We start from the raw sequence: 21,519 nt of genomic DNA on the forward strand, positions 1-21,519 counted from the left end.
TCACCACTGACACGGCAGGTCCGCGCGAATCACGGTCGGGCCGCCGGTCGGGCTGACGACGGTGATCACGCCGTCGATCGTGGCCGCCCGGTCCGCGAGACCGGCGAGACCTCCGCCGGGCCGGACCTCGGCGCCGCCGTGGCCGTTGTCGGTGATCTCCACGATCACCATCGAGTCGGTGCGCCACACCTTCACGCCTGCTTCGGTCGCTCCGGAGTGCTTCGCGATGTTCGTCAGCGTCTCGCCGACGATGAAGTACGCCGTCGTCTCGACCGCGGCGGGCGGCCGCGGCTCGACGTCCACCTGGACGTCGACGTGGATCGGGGACTTCGCGGCCTGCGCGGACAGTGCCGCGTCGAGGCCTCTGTCGCCGAGCACGGCGGGGTAGATGCCTCGAGCGAGGTCTCGCAGTTCCGAGACGGCGAGCTTGGCGTCGAGGTGCGCCTCGTCGATCAGCTCGCGCACGGCGTTCGGGTCCTGGTCGAACTTCGACTTCGCGCGGCCCAGGCTCATCGCGACGGCGACCAGACGCTGCTGTGCGCCGTCGTGCAGATCGCGTTCGATGCGGCGGCGCTCGGCCTCGGCGGCGTCGACGCCACGAGCCCGCGACGCCTGCAGCCGTTCGGCCTTCTGCTCGAGCCGCTGCGTGCGGTTCGGGCCGAGCAGCGAGAACGCCAGGTTGCCGTGCAGCCACCCGAGCCACGGCGTCACCCAGATCGCCATCGGCAGCAGCACGATCGACGCGATCGCGATCGGGAACTCCAGGCAGGCGAGCGGGAACGCCACCATCAGGTAGGCGAGGTCGCGCCACGTCGTCGGATCGGTCAGCCGGGTCAGCCAGCGCTTGACCAGCGAAAGCCCGTCGACGGGGAGACGCTCGACCGGCTCCAGCGGAGTGCCGAGCATCTTCCGCGCCCAGCTTCGCTCCCGGTCGCCGGACCAGCGGATGAAGTTGGTCGTGGCCATGAGGATCGGGAAGCCGATCCACACCACCGCCGTCCCGATGCCGACCGCCAGGCCGACGATGATCAAGATGAACTGGAGCAGCCGGAACAAGAAGCTGACGAACATGTAGACGATCGACCGCAACGGCCGTGGCCGCGGGATTTCGACGTGCTGGATCTGCTGGTCGATCGTCATCCGTTCACCGTGCTCATCGTCGGAACCTCGCCCCAAGAATCCTCCAGACGGCGGCGCTGGGCGTGGGTGGGCCCGAGCAACGCCGTCGCCAGCCGGGCGTGCATGCCCGCCAGCGCCTTCGTCAACGCTACCGAGAGGGCGATGCACAGCACGCCGAGAGCCGCCCAGGGCAACGCCGCGACCGTCGAATCGACGGTGAACCACGGAACGTCCCAGTTCGGGAAGCGGTACGCGCCGCCCGGCAGGAAACGGTAGTAGATCGGCAGGCCCACGAGGCCGAGACTGGTCGACCAGAACACCGTGACCAGGACGAACTCGATGATCCCGAGGGGGAAGAGCACGAGGAAGTAGCTGAGGTCGCGCCAGGTCGAGCCGTCCTTCAGCCGTGCCTTCCAGCGCACGGACTGGCCGGCGGCGGGCAACGGGAGGTACGGCAGGTCGATGTAGCGGTCGAGCAGCGCGTACACCCTGGCGCGCTCCATCCGGGCCGCCCCGCGGACCGACAGGATCACCAGCGCGAGGATGGGCAATCCGATCCAGACGATCGCCGTGCCGATGCCCGCCCAGACGAACGCCATCAGGAGGGCGAACGCGACGACGCCCATCGGCAGGTTCATCAGCAGGTAGACCAGCGAGCCGCCGAACGACGGATCGGACCTGCTCAGCTCCCGCTCGGCCGCTAGCGAACTCATGGTCGTGCTCCTCTCCGGGGTCGATGGGACAAGCATCGTCCTCCCGGTGGGCGGGTGACATGGTGCCCGCGGGCATCTCCTGGGTGGGGCTAGCCCCACCTGCGGGATTAACCCGGTTGCCGACCGCGTTATGCTGTACGGGTTGTGTCCCACCAAGGGGGTGAACGGTTTCGACTTTGGACGTTGAATCAGGAGAAGCGTGCCGGTGCAGGCGAGAGACCACCGTAAGCGTCATCGCAAACCAATAAGCGCCGAGCCTAAGAGCCAGCGCGAGTTCGCTCTTGCTGCCTAAGCAGTAGAGCAACTCTGTCGGTCCGGGGTCGCCTCCGACCCGGTCACCGGCATCAGCTAGGAGGCTTACCGCCACACTCGGCTACGGGGTGTGGTTGGGAATCAAACAGTGGCTGGGCTCGTCACTTCAGCTTGTTCGCGTGACTGAAGGGGCCAAGTAGAGACATAGCGGACTGCGCACGGAGAAGTCCTGGTGATACGCCAGAGGACCCGGGTTCAATTCCCGGCACCTCCACCTCTTGGTGGAAGCGGCCCTACCCCAGCGGGGTGGGGCCGCTTCTTTATGCGGGGCGTGCGGCGGCGTAGCAGCGCTGCCGCTCTTGTTCCCAGATCGACTCGGCGTCGAGGTCGCGATACTCCGCGCGCAGCCGCCGGGCCAGAAGATAGAAGCCCGAGCTGGGTCGTCCGGTCGCCTTGGAGACGACAAGCGCGCTCCACAACGGTTCGGTGCGGTCCGCGGCGCGAATCGACGCTTGGTCCAGGAATCGGCCCAGGTGATCGGGGCGCACGCCGACTCGTCTGCCCAACGGCGTGTACTCGATCAGTCCCTCGCCTGACGCGACTCCGTAAAGAATGTCAGAGATGCGGTCGACGCGGTCCATCGCGAAGGTTTCAGGCATTGACCGTCCAGTGCTCGTAAGGGACTCTCATTGCTCGCACAGTCGTTATAGGGGTTGTTGGTGTTACAGTCCGCGAAGCGTCCGAAGGTTCATTACGATTCTTGCAGTGTCTGTAATTGCTGTCGCAGTCTCCTTTCGAGTTGCTCGTGCCCAAGGCGCTGTCACCTGAATATGTGATAGCACAGGTGTTCGACTGTGAGTATTGTCGGAGTCGTGGCCAGCAACGATGCACCCCAGACGACACCCGCCGAGTGGTGGCGTGTCGACACGGCGACGTTGCATGCCCGTAAGCAGGAACTGGAAGTCCTCAAGCGCCAGTTGGATGCGGAGCAGAACGCGATCCTCGCGGAAATCAATATCCGTGGGGTGCGGGGGTGTTCGGGTCATTCGACGTTGGCGGCGTTGATTTTCGAGGATTTTCACGTCAGCGTGAAGGAAGCCGATGCGCGAGCTGACCGGGTACTGGCGCTACATGCCGGTGTGGCGGTGGGTGGTGATCGGGTGCCGCCGCTGGCGCCGCTGGCCGCTGAGGCCGCTGCTGAAGGGGCGATCGGTGGCAGCCAGATCGACGCGATCATCGGGGCCCTGGCGCGGATCCCGTCCTTCGTCCCGGAAGAAGACGTGCGGGGCGGGGAGAAGATCTTGGTCGACCTCGCCCGGCACGCCGGGCCTCGCACGATCGCCCAAGCCGGGCGGCGGTTGCTGGATGAGCTGGACCCGGATGGGAAAGAGCCTCGGGATGAGAACCCGAAGGACGTCCGGCCGGAGTTGCGGTTCGTCAAACACCGCAACGGCACCCTGGGCTTGAAGGGCACCCTCGACCTCGAGACCTATGCGCGGTTGAAGTCCGATCTGGATCCGATGGCGAAACCGCACAAGGCCATCGACGGGGTCCGGGACTCGCGTACTCAGGATGAACGCTACGGGGATGCGTTCACCGACTATGTGCGGTTGAAGACTACGAGCCGGAACCTACCCGGGCAGGCTGGGGAAGCCACGCACATCCTGGTGACCATGTCCTACGAGGATTTGATCAGTGACTTGGGTGAAGCGCACCTGGACTTGGTGGGTCCGATCAGTGCGACCGACGCCCGCATCTTGGCCTGTGATGCCCGCGTTCGACCGGGGGTGCTCGGCACCGCGGGCGAGCCCCTCGATATCGGCCGCTCGAAACGGACCGTGTCACTCGCGCAGAAATACGCGCTCACCATTCGTGACGGTGGCTGTGCGTTCCCGGGCTGCGACATGCCAGTGCCGCGCTGTACCGCTCACCACATCGTTTTCTGGGAAAACCACGGAGAAACCAAAATCGACAATCTCGTGCTCCTGTGCACCAAACACCATCGCCTGATCCACCACAGCCAATGGAAAGTCCGGATCGCTCAGGATGGCCTGCCGGAATTCACCGCACCCGCCTACCTCGACCCCACCGGTCAGCCGAGGCGCAACACCATGCACCTCAGAGCATAGGTCGACCCGTTTGGTCGCCTTTTCGAGCGTCAACGAGAAATTCTCCGGGATAGGCTCGGCGTCATGCGGCTTCACGTACATGAATGGGGATCCGGACCGCGCGTCGTGCTCGTCCACGGCGTGCTGCTCGGCGGCCGGGAGGCGTGGCGGGCGCAGCGCCCGTTGACCGAGCGGTGGACGTTGCTCGCGCCGGACCGCCTCGGTCACGGGAAGTCGCCCGACGGCGTGCAGGACTTCGAGGTCGACGCCGGTTTGATCGTGGAGCAGGTGCTCGACGAACCCGCGCATCTGGTCGGTCTGTCCTACGGCGCGATCGTCGCGATGCTCGCCGCCGCGCGGAGGCCGGAGATGGTCCGGACGCTCACGGTGGTCGAACCGCCCGCGACCGGGATCGTCCGAGGTGACGAGGTCGTCGACAGGTGGGATGCCGAACTGCGGCAACTCCTCGCCAGCCCGCTGGACGACCCTCGCGAGGTCTTCGAAGCGTTCTTCCCGCTCGCGGGTGTGCCGCTGCCCATCCCGGATCCGGTACCGGAAACGTTGCGGCGCGGCGCCCGCGCCTTGATCGGGATGCGGCCGCCCGGAGACGCGGAATTGCCGCTCGATGTGCTGTCCTCAGCGGATTTCCCGATGCTCGTGCTCACCGGCGGCCATCGGCCGGAGTACGAAATCATCGCCGACGCGATCGTGGCCGGGACCGGCGCGGACCGCGACGTCGTGGCGGGGATGGCACATTTGGTCCCTGACACGGGTGCGCCGTTCAATACCCGTCTTGAGTCCTTCTTGAATCACGGAGAGTAGCAAAATCTAGATCATTTTCGTCTCAATTCACCCGCGCCGGGAACTGTCGCGGGGTGGGATGTCATGCTGAGTGTCCGACCATGGCCCTCTGTCGAACCGACCCCGAGTCGACGGATGGCCGGAAGAAGGTGGCAGATGACCTGGGCTAGGCATTCCAGTCGTCCCGATCCCGCAGAAGACCAGAGCCGGATGGCCGGTGTGCGCGCGGAGGAAGAAGTCCGCCTCACCCTGCAGAACGGCAGAGCCGCACGAACCGTCGCAGGGCACGCTTCGGACGCCCTCGACTGTGCGGAGCTGCTGGCGATGCTCGGCCTCGAGGGAGTCCAGAAGAAGCACGCTCAGCGCACCTGACCCCCGATCCGGGTGGTCAGTTCGGCCGCGGTCAGACGGACCTCTTCCGCGAGGTCAGGCCAAGTTTCCTCGCATCCCTCGGCTCCTGGGCAGAGGTGGCGGAGGGTCACGCTGATCGCGGCCATCGGCCGGCCGCCGTGGTCGAAGACCGGGCAGGCCACCGAGGCGAATCCCTCGGTGACGTGGCCGTCTTCGACAGCCCAGCCGAGTCTGCCCTCCGCGTTCAGCGTGCGGCGCAGTTCGGCGAGGGTGCGCGGGCCGCGGCCGGTGCGCAGGACGAACGCCGAAGCGGCCGGGAAGAGCGCGCGAACGTGTGGTGGCGGCAGGTGCCGCAGCATCGCCCTGCCCGACGCCGTGAGTTGGCCGGGTAGCCGCACGCCGACCTCGGTGACCAGGGTTTCCGGTCGCGTGGGGCGCTCTTTGACCAGGTAAAGCGACTCGTTGCCGTGCAGTACGCCGAGATGAGCGGTGTGACCGACCCTGTCGGCGAGTTTGCGCAGCAACGGGACGGCGAGCCGTTCCAGCGGGTCGTGCCGCAGGTACGCGGAGCCCAGTTCGAACGCGGCGATGCCGAGACCGTAGCGGCGTTCGGTGGGCAAGTGCGCCACGAAACCGGCGGCCTCCAGTTCGGCGAGCAGGTGATACGTCGTCGAGCGCGGCAGGTGCACTTCGCGCGCGATCGCGGCCGCCGACACCGGGCCCGGCCGCGCGGCGAGGGCGCGAAGGATGCCGAGACCACGTCGCAGCGCTGGTACTTCGCTGCTCTCACCCATGCCGACCTCCTGTTGGACTGACCTCGGGGGAGCGGGGGACCTTTGCTCCCGCTCTCTCAACGTTGAGAGAGCGAGAGCAAAGGTCCCCCGCTCCCGGCGTGAGTCGAGGGCGAGGTGGCTGTGTGGAAATAGGGACACTCAACGTCCCTATTTCCACACAGCCCCTCCCGTCGCCCGCGATAGCAAAGGTCCCTTGCTCCCGCCGGGTATGTCTTGGATACCAGACACAACCACCGGTTGGGGCCGCCCACCAGCGGGCATGGCGTTGTCCAATGGGGCTATGCCGGAAACCGTACTTCTGGGGTCCGAATCGCTTCGGCCCGAACAGGTCGTCGCGGTCGCCCGTGACCACTCGCCCGTCGCGGTCAGCGAAGCGGCCGAGAAGAACCTCGCCGCGACGCGTCAGCACATCGACAACCTCGCCCACGCCGAGACGCCGACGTACGGCGTTTCGACCGGCTTCGGAGCGCTCGCCACCAGGCATATCCCGCTCGAGAGCCGCACCGCGCTCCAGCGGTCGCTGATCCGTTCGCACGCGGCGGGCGCGGGACCGGTCGTGGAGACCGAGGTCGTGCGCGCGCTGATGCTGCTGCGTCTCCGCACCCTCACCAGCGGTTACACCGGCGTCCGCCCGCAGACCGCGCAAGCGCTTGCGGCCCTGCTCAACGCCGGGATCACCCCGCTCGTCCACGAGTACGGCTCCCTGGGCTGCTCCGGCGACCTCGCGCCTCTGGCCGCTGTCGCGCTCGCACTGATGGGGGAGGGCGAAGTCGAGTACAACGGCGAAGTCGTCCAGGCCGCCGTCGCGCTGAAGCACGCTGGGATCGCGCCGGTCGTTCTCGCGGAGAAGGAGGGCCTCGCCCTCACTAACGGGACTGACGGCATGCTCGGCATGCTCCTGCTGGCCGCCGCCGACCTGCGCAAGCTGCTCGACACCGCCGACATCACCGCGGCGATGAGCGTCGAAGCGCTTCTCGGCACCGATCGCGCCTTCGCCGCCGATCTCCAGGCCCTGCGCCCCCACCCGGGACAGGCGCTGAGCGCGCAGCGCATGTGGAACGCGCTCCAGGATTCGAAGATCGTCGAGAGTCACCGAGGCCCGGACTGCAACCGCGTCCAGGACGCGTACTCGCTGCGCTGCTCGCCGCAGGTGCACGGCGGCGCACGGGACAGCCTCGCGCACGCCGAGCTCGTCGCCGAGCGTGAGCTTCACTCCGCGGTCGACAACCCGGTCGTGTTGTCCGACGGCCGCGTCGAGTCGAACGGCAACTTCCACGGCGCGCCCATCGCCTACGTGCTCGACTTCCTCGCCATCCCGCTCGCGGACGTCGCCAGCATCGCCGAGCGCCGTACCGACCGCATGCTCGACAAGGCCCGCTCGCACGGCCTGCCGCCGTTCCTCGCGTTCGACCCGGGCGTCGACTCCGGCCACATGATCGCCCAGTACACGCAGGCGGCCGTAGTCAGCGAGCTCAAACGCCTCGCGGTGCCGGCCTCGGTCGACTCGATCCCGAGCAGCGCCATGCAGGAGGACCACGTCTCCATGGGCTGGTCCGCGGCGCGCAAGCTGCGCAAGGCCGTCGAGGGCCTCAACACCGTTCTCGCCATCGAACTGCTCACCGCCGCGCGGGCACTCGACATGCGCGCGCCCCTGGTCCCGTCGCCGGTCACCGGCCGGGTCCGGGATCTCGTCCGCAGCAAGGTCGAGGGCCCCGGCCCCGACCGTCATCTGGCGCCGGAGATCGCCGCCGCCGAAGAACTCGTCGCGTCGGGTGCCGTCCTCGCCGCGGCCCAACTGGAGGTCTGAGCCCATGACCCGCACGGTCCGTGCCGCCCGAGGCACCACGCTCACCGCGAAGAACTGGCAGACCGAAGCCGCGCTGCGGATGTTCCACAACAACCTCGACCCCGAGGTCGCCGAGCGCCCCGAGGATCTGGTCGTCTACGGCGGCACCGGCAAGGCCGCCCGCAACTGGGCCAGCTTCGACGCGATCACCCGCGAACTGACCACTTTGGACAGTGACGAGACGCTGCTCGTCCAGTCCGGCAAGCCGGTCGGCGTGTTCCGCACGCACGAATGGGCGCCACGCGTGCTCATCGCGAACTCCAACCTCGTCGGCGACTGGGCGACGTGGCCGGAATTCCGCCGCCTCGAGGCGCAAGGCCTGACCATGTACGGCCAGATGACCGCGGGGTCCTGGATCTACATCGGCACGCAGGGAATCCTGCAGGGCACTTACGAAACCTTCGCCGCCGTCGCGAAGAAGCGGTTCGGTGGCACTCTCAAGGGCACGCTCACCGTCACCGCGGGCCTCGGTGGCATGGGTGGCGCGCAGCCGCTGGCCGTCACGATGAACGACGGCGTCGCGCTCGTCATCGAATGCGATCCGCAGCGCGCCCACCGCCGCGTCGAAACCCGCTACCTCGACGAGGTCGCCGACGACCTCGACGACGCGATCCGCCGCGTGGAAGCCGCGAAGAAGGAAAAGCGCGCGCTGTCCGTCGGCGTGGTCGGCAACGCCGCCGAGGTGTTGCCCGAACTGCTGCGCCGCGGCGTCGAGGTCGACATCGTCACTGACCAGACCTCCGCACACGACCCGCTTTCCTACCTGCCCAAGGGCATCGGCGTCGATGAGTGGCAGGACTACGCGGACAAGAAGCCCGACGAGTTCACCGAACGCGCCCGCGAGTCGATGGCGGAGCACGTGGAGGCGATGCTCGGCTTCCTCGACAAGGGTGCCGAGGTCTTCGACTACGGCAACTCCCTGCGCGGGGAGGCGAAACTCGGCGGCTGCGAGCGCGCGTTCGACTTCCCGGGGTTCGTACCCGCCTACATCCGCCCGCTGTTCTGCGAGGGCAACGGCCCGTTCCGCTGGGCGGCGCTGTCGGGTGACCCCGAGGACATCGCGGCGACCGACCGCGCGATGCTGGAACTGTTCCCGGAGAACGAATCCCTCGCGCGCTGGATCAAACTGGCCGGCGAGCGGGTCGCCTTCCAGGGGCTCCCGTCGCGGATCTGCTGGCTCGGCTATGGCGAACGGCACCTCGCGGGCCTGCGGTTCAACGAGATGGTCGCCAGCGGAGAACTGAAGGCGCCCGTCGTCATCGGCCGTGACCACCTCGACTCTGGCAGTGTCGCCTCGCCGTACCGTGAGACCGAGGGCATGGCCGACGGCTCCGACGCGATCGCCGACTGGCCGTTGCTGAACGCGCTGGTCAACACCTCGTCGGGTGCCAGCTGGGTGTCGATCCACCACGGCGGCGGCGTCGGCATGGGCCGGTCGATCCACGCCGGCCAGGTCAGTGTGGCCGACGGAACCCTGCTGGCCGCGCAGAAACTCGAGCGTGTGCTCACCAACGACCCGGGCATGGGCGTCATCCGGCACGTCGACGCCGGGTACGACCGCGCCGCCGACGTCGCCGACGAGCGTGGCGTCCGCGTGCCGATGCGGGACGCCGAGTGACCGCGTCTTCGCTGCTGGAGGAGATCTCGGACGTCGGCCGCGACCCGAAGCGGGGCGGCTACTCACGCCACGCCTTCGACGCGGGCGAAACCGAACTGCGCGCGTGGTTCGTCGAGCGCGCGGGGCGGCTGGGACTGGGCGTCGAGACCGACCGCAACGGCAACATCTGGGCCTGGTGGGGAACACCCGGTCCGGACGCTGTCGTCACCGGGAGCCATCTCGACTCGGTTCCCGGCGGCGGCGCCTTCGACGGCCCGCTCGGTGTCGCGAGCGCGCTCGACGCGGTGGAGATCTTGCAGGCCAAGGGATTCCGCCCCGCCAAGCCGTTTGCCGTGGCGGTCTTCGCCGAGGAGGAAGGTGGCCGCTTCGGTGTGCCATGCCTCGGGTCGCGGCTGCTGACCGGGACTATCGACGCGGACAAGGCGCGCAACCTGCGTGACCCGGACGGCGTCACGTTCGCCGAAGCGGCGGCGAAATCCGGCCTCGATCCCGCGCGCGTCGGCCGTGACTCCGAGCGGCTCGGCCTGATCGGGCGGTTCCTCGAACTGCACGTCGAGCAGGGGCGCGGGCTGATCGACCTCGGCTCGCCGATCGCCGTCGGCAACACGGTGATCGCGCACGGCCGATGGCGATTCTCTTTCGAGGGTCAGGGAAACCACGCCGGTGCGACCTTGATCGGTGATCGTCGTGACCCGATGATCCCGGCGGCCGAGACCGTCCTCGCCGTGCGGAAACTGGCGAGGACGACGGCCGACGCCAGGGCCACCGTCGGCAGGCTCGTGCCCGTCCCGGGCGGAACCAACGTCATCGCGTCCACCGTGGATCTTTGGCTGGACGCGCGGGTGCCGGGCACGGACACCCCCGAACTGGTCGCGGAGATCGCGAAACTGGCCGAAGAAGCGGCGGGTCAAGAAGGTTGCCGGGTCGAGGTGACCAGGGAGTCCTATTCGGACGACGTGATCTTCGACGACGCGCTGCGGCGTGACCTGGGCACCTGGCTGGGTGGCCCGCCGGAGCTGCCGACCGGAGCCGGGCACGACGCGGCGATCCTCGCCGGGTTCGTCCCGTCCGGCATGCTCTACGTGCGCAATCCGACCGGGATCAGCCATTCCCCGGAGGAGTTCTCCGAGGCCGAGGACGTCGACCACGGTGCTCGCGCGCTCGCGGACGCCCTGGAGAAACTGTCGACATGACGACATATTGGTGTGAGCGTGCCTGGTTGTCGGACGGGATCGCCGATGCCGTCCGGATCGAGGTCGACGGCGGGAAGATCGCGTCGGTCGCGGCGAACGCGCCTCGCGAAGGAACCGTCCTGAATGGACTGACCTTGCCCGGTTTCGCCAATGGGCACTCGCACGCGTTCCACCGTGCGTTGCGGGGGCGGACGCATCACGATCGCGGGACGTTTTGGACGTGGCGCGAGCGGATGTACTCGCTCGCGTCCCGGCTCGATCCTGACTCATACCACCGTCTGGCGCGCGGCGTCTACGCCGAAATGGTGCTGGCCGGGTACACGAGTGTCGGCGAGTTTCACTACCTGCACCACGCGCCGGGCGGAAAGCCTTATGTCGAGCCGAACGCGATGGGCGAAGCGTTGCGGCAGGCCGCCGAGGACGCCGGAATCCGGCTGACCCTGCTCGACACCTGTTATCTCGCGGGCGGTATCGGCGTAGAACCCGACGAAGTGCAGCGACGTTTCTCCGACGGCTCGGCCGCGAAGTGGGCGCAACGAGTCGACGAATTGCCTGAGGGGGAGACGTTCCGTGTCGGCGGTGCGATCCACTCGGTGCGCGCGGTTCCCGAAGATCAACTGTCCGAAGTGGATAGTGGTACGCGCCCGCTGCACGTCCATCTTTCCGAGCAGCGGGCGGAAAACGAACAATGCCTGGCGGCCTACGGTCGGACGCCGACGGGTTTGCTCCATCACCACGGAGTGCTCACCGAACGCCTGACAGCGGTGCACGCGACGCATCTGACGCCGGATGATGTCAAGCGGCTGGGTGAAGCGCGGAGCCGCGCCTGTTTCTGCCCGACGACGGAGCGGGATCTCGGCGACGGCATCGGCCCGGCGCGGACGTTGCTGGACGCGGGGGTGCGGCTGTCGCTCGGCAGCGACAGCAACGCGGTCGTCGACGCGTTCGAGGAGACCAGGGCGCTGGAACTGAACGAGCGGCTCGCCAGCGAGCAGCGCGGCCGGTTCACCGCGGAGGAACTGCTCGCGGCGGCGACGGATCACGGCGCTATCGGCTGGCACGAGGTCGGTTCGCTGGCCGTGGGGGCGGGGGCGGACTTCGTGACCGTCGGCCTCGGCTCGGTGCGGACCGCGGGGATCGAGCCGTCCGGGGTGGTCTTCGCCGCCTCCGGTGCGGACGTCCGTGATGTCGTGGTCGCCGGGCGTGAGATCGTCCGCGAGGGCGTGCATCAGCTGATCGACCGGCCGGAAACGGTCTTGGCCAAGGAGATCGAGGCATTGTGGCAGTCCTGATCACGGGTATCGGCGAGCTCACCACGAACGACGCCGAGCTGGGCAAACTCCGCGACGCGGCGGTCGTCGTCGAGGGCGAGACGATCGCTTGGGCGGGCCCGGCGGCGGACGCGCCCGACGCGGACGAGCGGATCGACGTCGAGGGCCGCGCGGTGCTGCCCGGCTGGGTGGACAGTCACACGCACCTCGTCTTCGCAGGCGACAGGACGGCCGAGTTCGAGGCGCGGATGGCGGGGAAGGCGTACAGCGCCGGGGGTATCGCGGTCACCGTCGACGCGACGCGGTCGGCCTCCGACGAGCAGTTGGCGGCGAACCTGCGGCGTCACGTCGACGAAGCGGCGAGGCAGGGGACGACCTGTCTGGAGACGAAGACCGGGTACGGGCTCAACGTCGAAGACGAGGTGCGCTCGGCGCGGATCGCCGCCGGCGTGGCCGACGAAGTCACGTTCCTCGGCGCGCATCTGGTGCCGCCGGGTGCGGACGCGGAGTCCTATGTGGACCTGGTGTGCGGTGACATGCTCGACGCGGTCGCGCCGCTCGTGCGGTGGGCGGACGTGTTCTGCGAGACCGGCGCTTTCGACGAGGCGCAGTCCGGGCGGGTGCTGAAGGCGGCGCGGGAACGCGGCCTCGGGCTGCGGGTGCACGGGAACCAGCTGGGGGAGGGGCCGGGTGTGCGGCTCGCCGTCGAGCTGGGGGCGGCGAGTGTCGACCACTGCACGTACCTGAGCGAAGCGGACGTCGAGGCTCTCGCCGCTTCGGACACTGTCGCGACCTTGCTGCCGGCGTGCGACCTGTCGACCCGGCAGCCGTTGGCGCCGGCGCGGCGGCTGTTGGACGCGGGGGCGACGGTCGCGCTGGCCAGCAACGCGAACCCGGGTAGTTCGTACACGACGTCGATGGCGTTCTGCGTCACGACCGCGGTGCTGCAGATGCGGATGACGATCGACGAGGCGGTCTGGTCGGCGACGGCGGGTGGCGCTCGCGCCCTGAGGCGTGACGATGTGGGCTTCGTGCGGCCAGGCGCGCGCGCCGACCTTCACGTGCTGGAGGCGCCTTCGACGACTCACCTTGCGTACCGGCCCGGGGTGCCGCTGACGGCTGCTGTTTGGCGGCGCGGCGAGCTTCTGACCAGCGGTTTCGCCTCAAAGTGATAGCAAAGGTCCCTTGCTCTCCCGGCGGGTCAGGAGGCTTGGTCGAGGGTTTCTTCGACGCGCTCCCGCAGCTCCGGCGGGAGTTCGCCGAGCAGACGCGACCACTGCTCGATCCGCTTCTCGCTCAGGTGGGTGAGCAGGTCGAGCACCGGCGCCCACAGGTCTTCGTCGGCGGCCGCGACCCGAAGGAGGCCGCGGAACCGGCTTTCGGAGAGCAGCCCGAGGACGTGATCGATCCGGCTCTTGTCGTCGAGGACGAACGCGATCCGGATCAGCGCCTCGTCGCCGATGACGCCGAGAGCCCTTCGCACCGTCGGATCGGGCAGGTGGCCGACGAACCGGCCGACGGTGATCCAGTCCTCGCGGCGCACCAGTTCCCCGGCGACCGCGACCACGGTGTCGAGCGGGATCCGCGCGATGATGGCGCTCGCCCGGCGCGGGTCCAGTTCGGCCGCGACGTCGGACAGGAACTGCGGCTTCAGCCTCTTCGCGACGTCGACGCCCCTAGAGGCGTCCACCAGCCCGGCGATCCTCGCGCAAAGAAGCGGGCCGAAGACCTTCTCGGCGATCTTCGCGAGAATCGGGCTCGGGACGAGCTTGCTCGCCATCGCCATCCGCTCGAGAGCGGCGAGGTTGGCGTCGAACAGCGTGTCCGTGACCTGCTCGCGGAACGCCTGGAGCTCCGCCGCGTCCACGTTCTCCAGGTAGGACAGCCGCTCAGGGGTGGTGCCGAGGACACGGGCGAGTTTGAGGATCTCCGCCTGGGAAGCGAAGTTTTCGCTGCTCACAGGCCCACCACCTTGCGAATGGTGCCCCGCAGAAGCGCGGGTACGTACTTCAGGCCCTCTTCGCCCGCTTCGGCCAAGGCCCTGGCCTGGCGGTGGCGCGCGTCGCGCAACGCGTCGGAGAGGTCCTGTTTCTCGTTGTCGGCCAGCGCTTCGATGCCTGCCGGGACAGGACCGCCTAGCTGACCGGTGAGTGTGCGCTCGGCCATGGTCGATCATCATGCCTCATGGGTCCGCCGGAGGCCCGATGATCGGGGGACCTTTACTTTCGTCCATGGCGGACGGCTCGGCGCGACTTGTAGCGTCCTGTCACGTGAAGGACCCTGAGGAACCCGTACGGCGCGGACGGCGGCTGGTCATGGACGTCGCGCTGTGGCTCGGCCTCTGCGGCTGGGTGGTCGTCGACGCGGGGTCCAGCACGAAGCACTGGGAACTGCTCGCCGGGCTCGTCGCGACCACGGCCGCGATCGCGCTCTCGCGCCGCTACCCGCTGGTGTCGCTCACCATCGCGATGATCGCGAGCTTCGTCGTGATGGGCAGCTTCGGCGGCAGGGTGCCGATCTGGGAAGGCTTCCTCCTGGTCGCGGTGAGCTATCTCGCCGGGTATCGGCAGCCGATCGCGAAGCCGATGCTGCGGATCTTCGCCGTCGTTTCGGTGATCGCGGTCCCCGTGGCGCTGCTGTGGGCCGAGGACGGCTTCTCGGCATGGGGTGCGTTGCTCGGTGTCCTGGTCTTCGCGTCGGTGACGCCGTGGCTGCTGGGCAGGTACATCCGTCAGCGTGAGGACATGGCGCGCGACGGCTGGCGCCGTGCCGAGGAGATGGAGAGCCGTCAGCGGCTCATCGCCGATCGCGCGCGGCTGCGTGAACGCACCCGGATCGCCAGCGACATGCACGATTCACTGGGCCACGAGCTGAGTCTCATCGCGGTGCGCGCGGCGGTGCTGGAGGTCGCGGGCGGACTCGACGAGCAGCAGCGGCAGGCCGCGGGCGACCTGCGGCAGAGCGCCGCGACGGCGACCGAACGGCTTCGCGAGATCATCGGTGTGCTGCGCGAGGACGACGCGCCGACCGAACCGGTGCACGAGAGCATCGACGACCTGCTCGACCGCGCCAGGGCGTCCGGCGTATTGATCGAGTCGACCGTGGACGGGCCCGCCGACGACGAACCGCAGATGGTCGACCGCGCGGCGTATCGCGTGGTCCAGGAGTCGTTGACGAACGTCGTGAAGCACGCGCCCGGCGCCGCCGTCACCGTGCGGGTCGTCCGTTCGGAGGGGCGGACGGACGTGGTGGTCGCCAACGCCGCGCCGCCCGCGGGACCGTTGCCCGGCCGGGCTTCCGGGCGGCGCGGGTTGATCGGCCTGCGCGAGCGGGTCCGGCTGGTCGGCGGGACCTTGCGCGCGGGGCCGAGCGGCGGCGGTTTCGAGGTCGGTGCGAGCTTGCCGCACGACGCGGCACCGTCGGAGGAATCACCGGAGAGTCAGGCGGCGATGGACGCCGAGGTGGGGCAGTCGACGTCGGCGAGGGAGCTGGAGCGCGCCCGCCGTGACGTCCGGCGGAGCCTGATCCAGGCGATCATCGTCCCGATCGGGCTCTTCGGTGTGGTGGTCGGGATCAGCGGGGTGGTGTTCCTCGTCCAGTGGTACGGCTCCGTGCTGCCCGCGGGCGACTACGACCGGCTGCGAGTGGGACAGACGAAGGCGGAGTTCGCGTACGTCCTGCCCGGCGGCCAGCGGATCGCGCGGCCGCGCACCGTGGAGCCGCCGGTGCCCGAGGGAGCGAAATGCGAGTACTACGGCACCGAACGCACCCTGTTCAATTTGAACTACGAGGCCTACAGGCTGTGCTTCGCCGACGGGAAACTCGTGGCGAAGGACATGATCAGTGAAGACGAGCAAAGGGGGAACCCGGATGATCCGGGTGGTGCTGGCCGATGACGAGGCGATGATCCGCGCCGGGGTGTCGGCGATCCTGGCCGCGGACGCCGGGATCGAAGTGGTCGCGGAGGCCGAGGACGGCCGTGGCGCCGTCGAGCAGGCCCGCGCGACCAGGCCGGATGTCGTGCTTCTCGACATCCGGATGCCGGTCATGGACGGGCTCAAAGCGGCCGAGGAGATCCGGCGGCTGTTGCCCGAGATCGGCGTGATCATGCTGACCACGTTCGGTGAGGACACCTACATCGAGCGCGCGCTGGGCCTCGGCGCGAGCGGTTTCCTGCTGAAATCCGGGGATCCGCGCGAACTGCTGTCCGGCATCCGCGCTGTCGCCGGCGGGGCGGCGTTCCTTTCGCCGAAGGTCGCGCAGCGGGTCATCGCCCGCTTCTCCGGCAATCAGGTTTCCCGCGCCGAGGAGGCGAAGGCAATGATCGCCAAGCTGACCCCGCGCGAACAGGAAGTACTGGCACTGTTGGGTTCCGGACTGTCCAATGCGGACATCGCCGGGAAACTGTTCGTGGTCGAGGGCACGGTGAAGGCCTACGTGAGCACCATCCTCAACCGGCTCGGCGCGCGGAACCGGGTGCAGGCGGCGATCACCGCGTACGAGGCGGGGCTGGTCGGCGGGGAACGGGAGGAGTCCAGCCGCTGACGCCGGCGCCGATACGAGCGGTGAGCGCGCCGGGGAGCAGACGGGCGACGCCGTTGCGGACGGCGACGCCGAGCGGATTGCGCAGCTGCGGGCCGATTCTGCCCGCTTGGACCGAGGCTTTGACGACCGCTTGGCTGCGCGGTCGGCGCTGCTCGTCGTAGCTCTTCAGCGCCGCGTCGACGTCCTCGGTTTCACTGAGCGCGGCGGCGAGGACGACGGCGTCCTCGATCGCCTGGCAGCCGCCTTGGCCGAGGAACGGCGGCATCGCGTGCGCCGCGTCGCCGAGGAGCGCGACGCGTCCCCGCACGTAGGACGGCAGGGGAGTGCCGAGCAGGTGGAGATCGTGGTGGAGCAGCGTCTCCGGCACTGTCGCGTCGATGAGCTCGGGGATGGGTTCGTGCCAGCCGCCGAAGCGGTTTCTCAGATACGACTTCGGGTCTTCGTGCCGGATTCCCGCCTCGGCGACGTAGCCCGCCCACCAGTAGACCTGGCCGCCGTGCAAGGGGATGACGCCGATCTCGGCGCCGTCGTCCCAGCTCGTGCTGAGGTCGACCGCGCGGGGGAGGGTGGTCACCGCGCGAAAGGCCGTGCTGCCGCTGTACACCGGATCGGGGTGTTGCGGCCACAGCTGCTTCCGGAGTCCACTGTGGATTCCGTCGGCGGCGATGATGACGTCCGCGTCGAGACCGTCGAGGCCGGTGACTTCGGTGCCGGTGCGGACGCAGCCGGTGGGAAGGGCGTCCCGGAGCGCGCCGATGAGGTCGGCGCGGTGGATGGCGGCGAGCGGACGGCCGTGGTGACGGCGGAACGCCTCGGCATCCCAACGGGTGATGCGGCGGCCCGCGCGGTCGTGGAGGCCGCCGGACGCTTGTTCCCGCAGCCTGTCGAGGTGGATGCCCAGTGTTTCGAGTGAGCGCAGGGCGTTCGGCCACAGGGAGATCCCCGCGCCGGCGGCGGTGAGTTCCGGCGCGCGTTCCAGGACGGTGACCTCCCAGCCGATGCCGTGCAGTCCGACGGCGGCACTCAGTCCGCCGATTCCTCCGCCGACCACGATCGCTTTGCGCATGGTGACCTCCTCTACACTTGTAGAGTACTACTACACTTGTAGAGTGCGAAAGGCGACGATCGGGGACGCGGCCATCGAGGTGATCGCGGCCGAAGGGATGCGCGGGCTGACCCATCGCGCGGTCGACCGGTTTGCGGGGTTGCCCGCGGGTTCGACCTCTTACTACGCGCGGACGCGGGCGGCGCTGCTGGAGCTGGCGATCTCGCGGATGGTCGAACTCGACGACGTCACCCTGGATCCGGCACCCGGGCAGCTGGCCGAGTATGTGGCGGGGTTCGTCCACGCGGCGATCACGCAGGGGCGGACGCGGATGCTCGCGCGGTACGAGTTCGCGCTGGAGGCGACGCGGCGGCCGGAGTTGCGCGAGGCGTATGACCGCGGGGGGCTGGTCATCCGGCGGCGGTGCGCCGAGGTGCTGGCCGATCGCGGATCGGCCGAGCCGGAGCGGCACGCGCGGGTGCTCGTCGCGTGGCTGGACGGGACGATCTTCGACGCGCTGGCCGGGACAGGGTCGCTGCGGCCGCCGGATCTGGCGGAGCTGACGCGAGGGGCACGGGAGGTCTTGGCGGGGCTCGGCGTAGCGGGATAGCGGGGGACCTTTGCTATCGCCGGGGGCGCTGACCTGCGCTTTTGGTGCGGAAGGGAGCAAGGGACCTTTGGTGTCGCCTGCTCGGGCAGGGCTTGGCGGCGGTGGCGCGTCGGTCCGGGGGCCGGGTGTCGCGAAAGCCACTTTCGGGACATCGGGTGTCCCGAAAGTGGCTTTCGCGACATGCCGGCCGAGGCGGGCGCCTTCGGGACGGCTTGGGCCGGGGCTGTGTGGAAATAGGGACGTTGAGTGTCCCTATTCCACACAGCCGCCACGGTCGGTCATCTCGGGCGTGAGCGGACCGGTAGTGCGTGGCCGGGTCCTGGGAGGCGAAAGTCCGTGAAGGCCTCCTTCCTTACCCTCAAGGTAAGGAAGGAGGCCTTCACGGACATGCCGCGCGAGCAAGCGATAGCAAAGGTCCCTTGCTTCCGCGCTCAGGCGTCGCGGCGGCGGAGCACGGCGGAACCGGTGGCGAGACCGGCCGCGGCCCACGCCGTACAGAGCGCGATGCCGACCCAGGGCGCGTAGGGCGCGACGCCGCCGAAGATGGGGTTCGGCTCACCTGAGGTGACCATCGCGTTGACACCCGCGAAGCCGGGGAAGTAGTTCACGAGGTCTTCCCCGCCCAGCGAACCGGCGAACATCGGGATCATCACCAGCAGCACGAACACCGTCACGATCGTCCCCGCCGTGCTCCGCAGCGCCGACCCCAGCCCGAGGCAGAGCAGGCCCAGCAGCGCGAAGTAGCCGCCCATGCCCGCCGCGGTCGCGAGGACGTCGCCCACCGAAGAATCCCGCGTCGGGATCAGGGGCGCCGAGAGCACAACCCCGGCGAGCGTGTTCAGGACGCCGTAGCCGAACAGCACCGGCAGCAGGACCGCCGATTTCGCCGCGAGGACCCGGTTCCGCACCGGGACCCACTGCAGGGTCGAGCGGATGCTGCCGCTGGCGTACTCGCTCGTGATGAACAGCGTCGCCAGCGCGACCACGGCGAATTGCGTGAGGTAGAACGCCGCGCCGGTCACCACGGCGTGCGGGGCCATCTCGCGTTCGACGCCCGCGTTCGCGGCCAGGCCCAGCGCGCCGGAGTAGGCGAGCATCAGGACCAGTCCGCCGATCAGGCACCACCAGGTCGACCGGACCGACCAGAACTTGGTCCATTCCGAAGAGATCGCGTTCATCGTGCGCTCCACTGCTTGAAGGAGGCGGTCAGCCGGTCGCGGTAGAAGTCCAGCGCCCACCGCGAGTCGATCGAGCCGTACTGGTTCTCGATCTCGGCGGCGGGCATATGCGGCCGCAGGCCCAGCTGGTCCACCAGGATCGCGGAGTCGGTCACCGAGGAGTGGCCGCTGTTCTCCAGCAGGTACCGCTCCTTCGGTCCGGTGAGCCGCGGCCAGGTTTCGTCCCAGGTCGGGCTGTAGTACTTCTGGCCGATCGGGCTGGCCAGCAGGAGCAGCGGCCGGTCGAGGGAAACGGTGCCGAAGAACGGGCCGTCGATGTTCACACCCGCCTTGATCCGCCTGTCGGCGGCCATCGCGGCGGCGGTCGCCGAACCTCCCGCGGAGTGTCCGCCCATCCCGATCTTCGTGGCGTCGATCGACCAGCGCGAGTCCTTCAGCAGGGTGTCGAGGACGAACGACGTGTCGATCGCGCGGTTCGCGATCGCGGCGGGCCAGGGGTCGTTCGGACGTCCACATGCGACACACTGGCGCAGGCCGTCGGGGAACTCCGTCGCCCAGGCTTCGTAGGCGTGGTCGATCCCGGCGACCACGAATCCTTGTGCGGCAAGACGTTCGGCGATCGAGGTCAGCGTCATCCGGTTGTTGCCCGCACCCGGCGACAGCAGTACGAGAGGACGCCTTCCCGGCAGCGAGGGGGCGTTCTCCCGTGAGTGGACGCGCACCTTGCTCAGCGTGTCCGGCGGCAGGTCGAGCTTCCGCCCGGCGATCGCCGCCGCCGATTCCGCCCGCGTCATGTACAGCGGCGCGCGGCCGACCGGGACCGCCGGGTACCAGACGTTGACCATCAGCTCACGCCGCTTCTCCGGCACCCAAGGGTCGGCTCGCGCCTGGTCGGTGAGGTGCAGTGTGCGCAGCCCGATCGGGAACGGGCCGCCCGTCGCGGGCAGCGCCGGAACCGTCGCTGCCTTCGCGATCGTCGGCACCCCCAGCAGGCCGGCGATCACCGCCACCAGGACCATGAGTGACTTCATGCCGCGACTCCCGTTCCGTATTCGACCGACGAAGCGGTCAATTCCATGTAGGCCTGTTCCAGCGACGCGGTGCGTTCGGCCAGCCCGTGCACGCGGATCCCGAGTTCGTGCACCGCGTCCCCGACGCGGTGCACCGGCAGGTCGTGCACGATCAGTTCGTCCCGATCGGTTTCCGTGGTCGCGCCGAGTGCGCGCAGACGCTGTTCGAGCGCCCGGAGTTCGACGGGAACGGGCACCCGCACCGCGACCGACGTCCGCGAGTTGCCCGCGATGAACTCGTCGACGGGGGCGTCGGCGAGCAGCCTTCCCTTGCCGATGACGACCAGCCTGTCCGCGGTCAGCTGCATCTCGCTCATCAGGTGGCTCGACACGAACACCGTGCGGCCTTCTTCGGCGAGCGAGCGCATCAGATGCCGCACCCAGCGGACGCCGTCGGGGTCGAGGCCGTTGACCGGCTCGTCGAACATCAGCACGCCCGGATCTCCCAGCAGCGCGCCGGCGATGCCGAGCCGCTGCCCCATGCCGAGGGAGAACGTCCCGGCTCGTTTGCCCGCGACGTCGGTGAGACCGACCGTCGCGAGCACCTCGTCCACCCGGCTCGCCGCGATCCCGTTGCTGCGCGCCATCGCCAGGAGATGTTTGCCCGCGCTCCGGCCGGGATGCAGTGCCTTGGCTTCCAGCAGCGCGCCGACCTCGCGCAGCGGATACCGCAGGTCCGCGTACTTCTTTCCGTCGATGTGGACATCGCCGTCGCTCGGCGTGTCGAGGCCCAGCGTCATCCGCATGGTCGTCGACTTGCCCGCGCCGTTGGGACCGAGGAAACCGGTCACCTTGCCCGGCTCGACGGCGAAGGTCAGCCCGTCGACCACCGTCTTCTCGCCATAGCGCTTCGTGAGTCCTCGAAGCGTGATCATCCGCGCCCTCCTTCGTGTCCCTGAAGTTTCCGACGCGGGGACACGTGGGGGCATTGCCCCGAAGTCATCGGCCACCCCTTACTTTCGGCAGGTGCCGCTCGGCACGAGTCCCGGCGGAAAGGCACAATCG

21 protein-coding genes and 1 other RNA gene are annotated in these 21,519 nt (G+C 68.9%); 12 read left to right on the forward strand and 10 right to left on the reverse strand.

What is annotated here, in order from left to right:
- Complete coding sequence (locus tag HDA45_RS27350) at window positions 1-1,140, reverse strand: sensor histidine kinase (RefSeq protein ID WP_184900002.1); 1,140 nt, start codon at window positions 1,138-1,140, stop codon at window positions 1-3.
- Window positions 1,137-1,832 (reverse strand): sensor domain-containing protein, encoded by a 696-nt coding sequence (locus HDA45_RS27355; protein ID WP_184900004.1) that lies wholly within the window; start codon window positions 1,830-1,832, stop codon window positions 1,137-1,139. The genes HDA45_RS27350 and HDA45_RS27355 overlap by 4 nt, the downstream gene beginning before the upstream one ends.
- A gap of 156 nt (window positions 1,833-1,988) precedes the next feature.
- On the opposite strand from HDA45_RS27355, the gene ssrA reads away from it, so the two are divergent.
- Window positions 1,989-2,361: a transfer-messenger RNA gene (gene ssrA, locus HDA45_RS27360) on the forward strand.
- A gap of 43 nt (window positions 2,362-2,404) precedes the next feature.
- Here ssrA and HDA45_RS27365 read toward each other — a convergent pair.
- Window positions 2,405-2,743 carry a hypothetical protein gene (locus tag HDA45_RS27365; RefSeq protein WP_184900006.1) on the reverse strand — a complete coding sequence of 113 codons (339 nt, stop codon included), beginning with the start codon at window positions 2,741-2,743 and terminating at the stop codon, window positions 2,405-2,407.
- Between the two features lie 213 nt (window positions 2,744-2,956).
- Here HDA45_RS27365 and HDA45_RS27370 point away from each other — a divergent pair, with 213 nt between their 5' ends.
- The 3 genes from HDA45_RS27370 (at window position 2,957) to HDA45_RS27380 (ending at window position 5,365) form a co-directional block, all read left to right on the forward strand.
- Window positions 2,957-4,213 carry a DUF222 domain-containing protein gene (locus HDA45_RS27370; protein ID WP_184900008.1) on the forward strand — a complete coding sequence of 419 codons (1,257 nt, stop codon included), beginning with the start codon at window positions 2,957-2,959 and terminating at the stop codon, window positions 4,211-4,213.
- A 63-nt stretch (window positions 4,214-4,276) separates the two neighbouring features.
- Complete coding sequence (locus HDA45_RS27375) at window positions 4,277-5,014, forward strand: alpha/beta fold hydrolase (protein ID WP_184900010.1); 738 nt, start codon at window positions 4,277-4,279, stop codon at window positions 5,012-5,014.
- A gap of 135 nt (window positions 5,015-5,149) precedes the next feature.
- Complete coding sequence (locus HDA45_RS27380; protein ID WP_143253029.1) at window positions 5,150-5,365, forward strand: hypothetical protein; 216 nt, start codon at window positions 5,150-5,152, stop codon at window positions 5,363-5,365.
- Here HDA45_RS27380 and HDA45_RS27385 read toward each other — a convergent pair.
- Window positions 5,353-6,138, reverse strand: coding sequence for an IclR family transcriptional regulator (locus HDA45_RS27385; protein WP_184900012.1), 786 nt, complete (start codon window positions 6,136-6,138; stop codon window positions 5,353-5,355). The genes HDA45_RS27380 and HDA45_RS27385 overlap by 13 nt on opposite strands.
- A gap of 280 nt (window positions 6,139-6,418) precedes the next feature.
- Here HDA45_RS27385 and hutH point away from each other — a divergent pair, with 280 nt between their 5' ends.
- From hutH to hutI, 5 genes are read left to right on the forward strand one after another with little or no spacing between them, the layout of a single operon-like run.
- The gene (gene hutH / locus HDA45_RS27390) at window positions 6,419-7,945 is read left to right on the forward strand and encodes a histidine ammonia-lyase (RefSeq protein ID WP_184900015.1); all 1,527 of its coding nucleotides are present in this window, start codon (window positions 6,419-6,421) and stop codon (window positions 7,943-7,945) included.
- A gap of 4 nt (window positions 7,946-7,949) precedes the next feature.
- Window positions 7,950-9,602 (forward strand): urocanate hydratase, encoded by a 1,653-nt coding sequence (hutU, locus tag HDA45_RS27395; protein ID WP_184900017.1) that lies wholly within the window; start codon window positions 7,950-7,952, stop codon window positions 9,600-9,602.
- Window positions 9,599-10,795, forward strand: coding sequence for an allantoate amidohydrolase (locus HDA45_RS27400; RefSeq protein WP_184900019.1), 1,197 nt, complete (start codon window positions 9,599-9,601; stop codon window positions 10,793-10,795). Before hutU ends, HDA45_RS27400 begins: the two co-directional genes overlap by 4 nt.
- Window positions 10,792-12,087 carry a formimidoylglutamate deiminase gene (locus HDA45_RS27405; RefSeq protein WP_184900021.1) on the forward strand — a complete coding sequence of 432 codons (1,296 nt, stop codon included), beginning with the start codon at window positions 10,792-10,794 and terminating at the stop codon, window positions 12,085-12,087. The genes HDA45_RS27400 and HDA45_RS27405 overlap by 4 nt, the downstream gene beginning before the upstream one ends.
- Window positions 12,075-13,238, forward strand: a complete 1,164-nt coding sequence (gene hutI, locus HDA45_RS27410) for an imidazolonepropionase (protein ID WP_184900023.1) — start codon at window positions 12,075-12,077, stop codon at window positions 13,236-13,238. Before HDA45_RS27405 ends, hutI begins: the two co-directional genes overlap by 13 nt.
- Window positions 13,239-13,267: 29 nt before the next feature.
- On the opposite strand, the gene HDA45_RS27415 is transcribed toward hutI, so the two are convergent.
- Window positions 13,268-14,026, reverse strand: a complete 759-nt coding sequence (locus HDA45_RS27415) for a hypothetical protein (protein ID WP_184900025.1) — start codon at window positions 14,024-14,026, stop codon at window positions 13,268-13,270.
- Window positions 14,023-14,232, reverse strand: a complete 210-nt coding sequence (locus tag HDA45_RS27420; RefSeq protein ID WP_184900027.1) for a hypothetical protein — start codon at window positions 14,230-14,232, stop codon at window positions 14,023-14,025. Before HDA45_RS27420 ends, HDA45_RS27415 begins: the two co-directional genes overlap by 4 nt.
- Window positions 14,233-14,381: 149 nt before the next feature.
- On the opposite strand from HDA45_RS27420, the gene HDA45_RS27425 reads away from it, so the two are divergent.
- Together HDA45_RS27425 and HDA45_RS27430 are read left to right on the forward strand one after the other, a co-directional pair.
- Window positions 14,382-15,962 carry a histidine kinase gene (locus tag HDA45_RS27425; RefSeq protein ID WP_184906099.1) on the forward strand — a complete coding sequence of 527 codons (1,581 nt, stop codon included), beginning with the start codon at window positions 14,382-14,384 and terminating at the stop codon, window positions 15,960-15,962.
- Window positions 15,937-16,611 carry a response regulator transcription factor gene (locus HDA45_RS27430; RefSeq protein ID WP_184900029.1) on the forward strand — a complete coding sequence of 225 codons (675 nt, stop codon included), beginning with the start codon at window positions 15,937-15,939 and terminating at the stop codon, window positions 16,609-16,611. Before HDA45_RS27425 ends, HDA45_RS27430 begins: the two co-directional genes overlap by 26 nt.
- On the opposite strand, the gene HDA45_RS27435 is transcribed toward HDA45_RS27430, so the two are convergent.
- Window positions 16,556-17,677, reverse strand: coding sequence for an FAD-dependent monooxygenase (locus tag HDA45_RS27435; RefSeq protein ID WP_184900032.1), 1,122 nt, complete (start codon window positions 17,675-17,677; stop codon window positions 16,556-16,558). The two genes, HDA45_RS27430 and HDA45_RS27435, sit on opposite strands and share 56 nt — an antisense overlap.
- Before the next feature lie 43 nt (window positions 17,678-17,720).
- Between HDA45_RS27435 and HDA45_RS27440 the strand changes: the two genes are divergently transcribed.
- Window positions 17,721-18,266 (forward strand): TetR/AcrR family transcriptional regulator, encoded by a 546-nt coding sequence (locus tag HDA45_RS27440; protein WP_184900034.1) that lies wholly within the window; start codon window positions 17,721-17,723, stop codon window positions 18,264-18,266.
- Window positions 18,267-18,697: 431 nt separating this feature from the next.
- On the opposite strand, the gene HDA45_RS27445 is transcribed toward HDA45_RS27440, so the two are convergent.
- The 3 genes from HDA45_RS27445 to HDA45_RS27455 are packed head-to-tail and all read right to left on the reverse strand — an operon-like array spanning window position 18,698 to window position 21,389.
- Window positions 18,698-19,444 carry an ABC transporter permease gene (locus HDA45_RS27445; RefSeq protein WP_184900036.1) on the reverse strand — a complete coding sequence of 249 codons (747 nt, stop codon included), beginning with the start codon at window positions 19,442-19,444 and terminating at the stop codon, window positions 18,698-18,700.
- Entirely contained in the window at window positions 19,441-20,475 is a 1,035-nt protein-coding gene (locus tag HDA45_RS27450; RefSeq protein WP_184900038.1) for an alpha/beta hydrolase family protein, read from the reverse strand. The genes HDA45_RS27445 and HDA45_RS27450 overlap by 4 nt, the downstream gene beginning before the upstream one ends.
- Window positions 20,472-21,389, reverse strand: a complete 918-nt coding sequence (locus HDA45_RS27455) for an ATP-binding cassette domain-containing protein (protein WP_184900046.1) — start codon at window positions 21,387-21,389, stop codon at window positions 20,472-20,474. The genes HDA45_RS27450 and HDA45_RS27455 overlap by 4 nt, the downstream gene beginning before the upstream one ends.
- Window positions 21,390-21,519: the final 130 nt, after the last annotated feature.

Source organism: Amycolatopsis umgeniensis (assembly GCF_014205155.1).
GTDB lineage: Bacteria > Actinomycetota > Actinomycetes > Mycobacteriales > Pseudonocardiaceae > Amycolatopsis > Amycolatopsis umgeniensis.

Coding starts and splice junctions, on each gene's coding strand:
- HDA45_RS27430 (WP_184900029.1), top strand. CDS start 15,937: ATGATCCGGGTGGTGCTGGCCGATGACGAGGCGATGATCCGCGCCGGG.
- HDA45_RS27350 (WP_184900002.1), bottom strand. CDS start 1,140: ATGACGATCGACCAGCAGATCCAGCACGTCGAAATCCCGCGGCCACGG.
- HDA45_RS27355 (WP_184900004.1), bottom strand. CDS start 1,832: ATGAGTTCGCTAGCGGCCGAGCGGGAGCTGAGCAGGTCCGATCCGTCG.
- HDA45_RS27405 (WP_184900021.1), top strand. CDS start 10,792: ATGACGACATATTGGTGTGAGCGTGCCTGGTTGTCGGACGGGATCGCC.
- HDA45_RS27380 (WP_143253029.1), top strand. CDS start 5,150: ATGACCTGGGCTAGGCATTCCAGTCGTCCCGATCCCGCAGAAGACCAG.
- HDA45_RS27450 (WP_184900038.1), bottom strand. CDS start 20,475: ATGAAGTCACTCATGGTCCTGGTGGCGGTGATCGCCGGCCTGCTGGGG.
- HDA45_RS27455 (WP_184900046.1), bottom strand. CDS start 21,389: ATGATCACGCTTCGAGGACTCACGAAGCGCTATGGCGAGAAGACGGTG.
- HDA45_RS27445 (WP_184900036.1), bottom strand. CDS start 19,444: ATGAACGCGATCTCTTCGGAATGGACCAAGTTCTGGTCGGTCCGGTCG.
- hutH (WP_184900015.1), top strand. CDS start 6,419: ATGCCGGAAACCGTACTTCTGGGGTCCGAATCGCTTCGGCCCGAACAG.
- HDA45_RS27365 (WP_184900006.1), bottom strand. CDS start 2,743: ATGCCTGAAACCTTCGCGATGGACCGCGTCGACCGCATCTCTGACATT.
- HDA45_RS27420 (WP_184900027.1), bottom strand. CDS start 14,232: ATGGCCGAGCGCACACTCACCGGTCAGCTAGGCGGTCCTGTCCCGGCA.
- HDA45_RS27435 (WP_184900032.1), bottom strand. CDS start 17,677: ATGCGCAAAGCGATCGTGGTCGGCGGAGGAATCGGCGGACTGAGTGCC.
- HDA45_RS27425 (WP_184906099.1), top strand. CDS start 14,382: ATGGACGTCGCGCTGTGGCTCGGCCTCTGCGGCTGGGTGGTCGTCGAC.
- hutU (WP_184900017.1), top strand. CDS start 7,950: ATGACCCGCACGGTCCGTGCCGCCCGAGGCACCACGCTCACCGCGAAG.
- HDA45_RS27375 (WP_184900010.1), top strand. CDS start 4,277: ATGCGGCTTCACGTACATGAATGGGGATCCGGACCGCGCGTCGTGCTC.
- HDA45_RS27385 (WP_184900012.1), bottom strand. CDS start 6,138: ATGGGTGAGAGCAGCGAAGTACCAGCGCTGCGACGTGGTCTCGGCATC.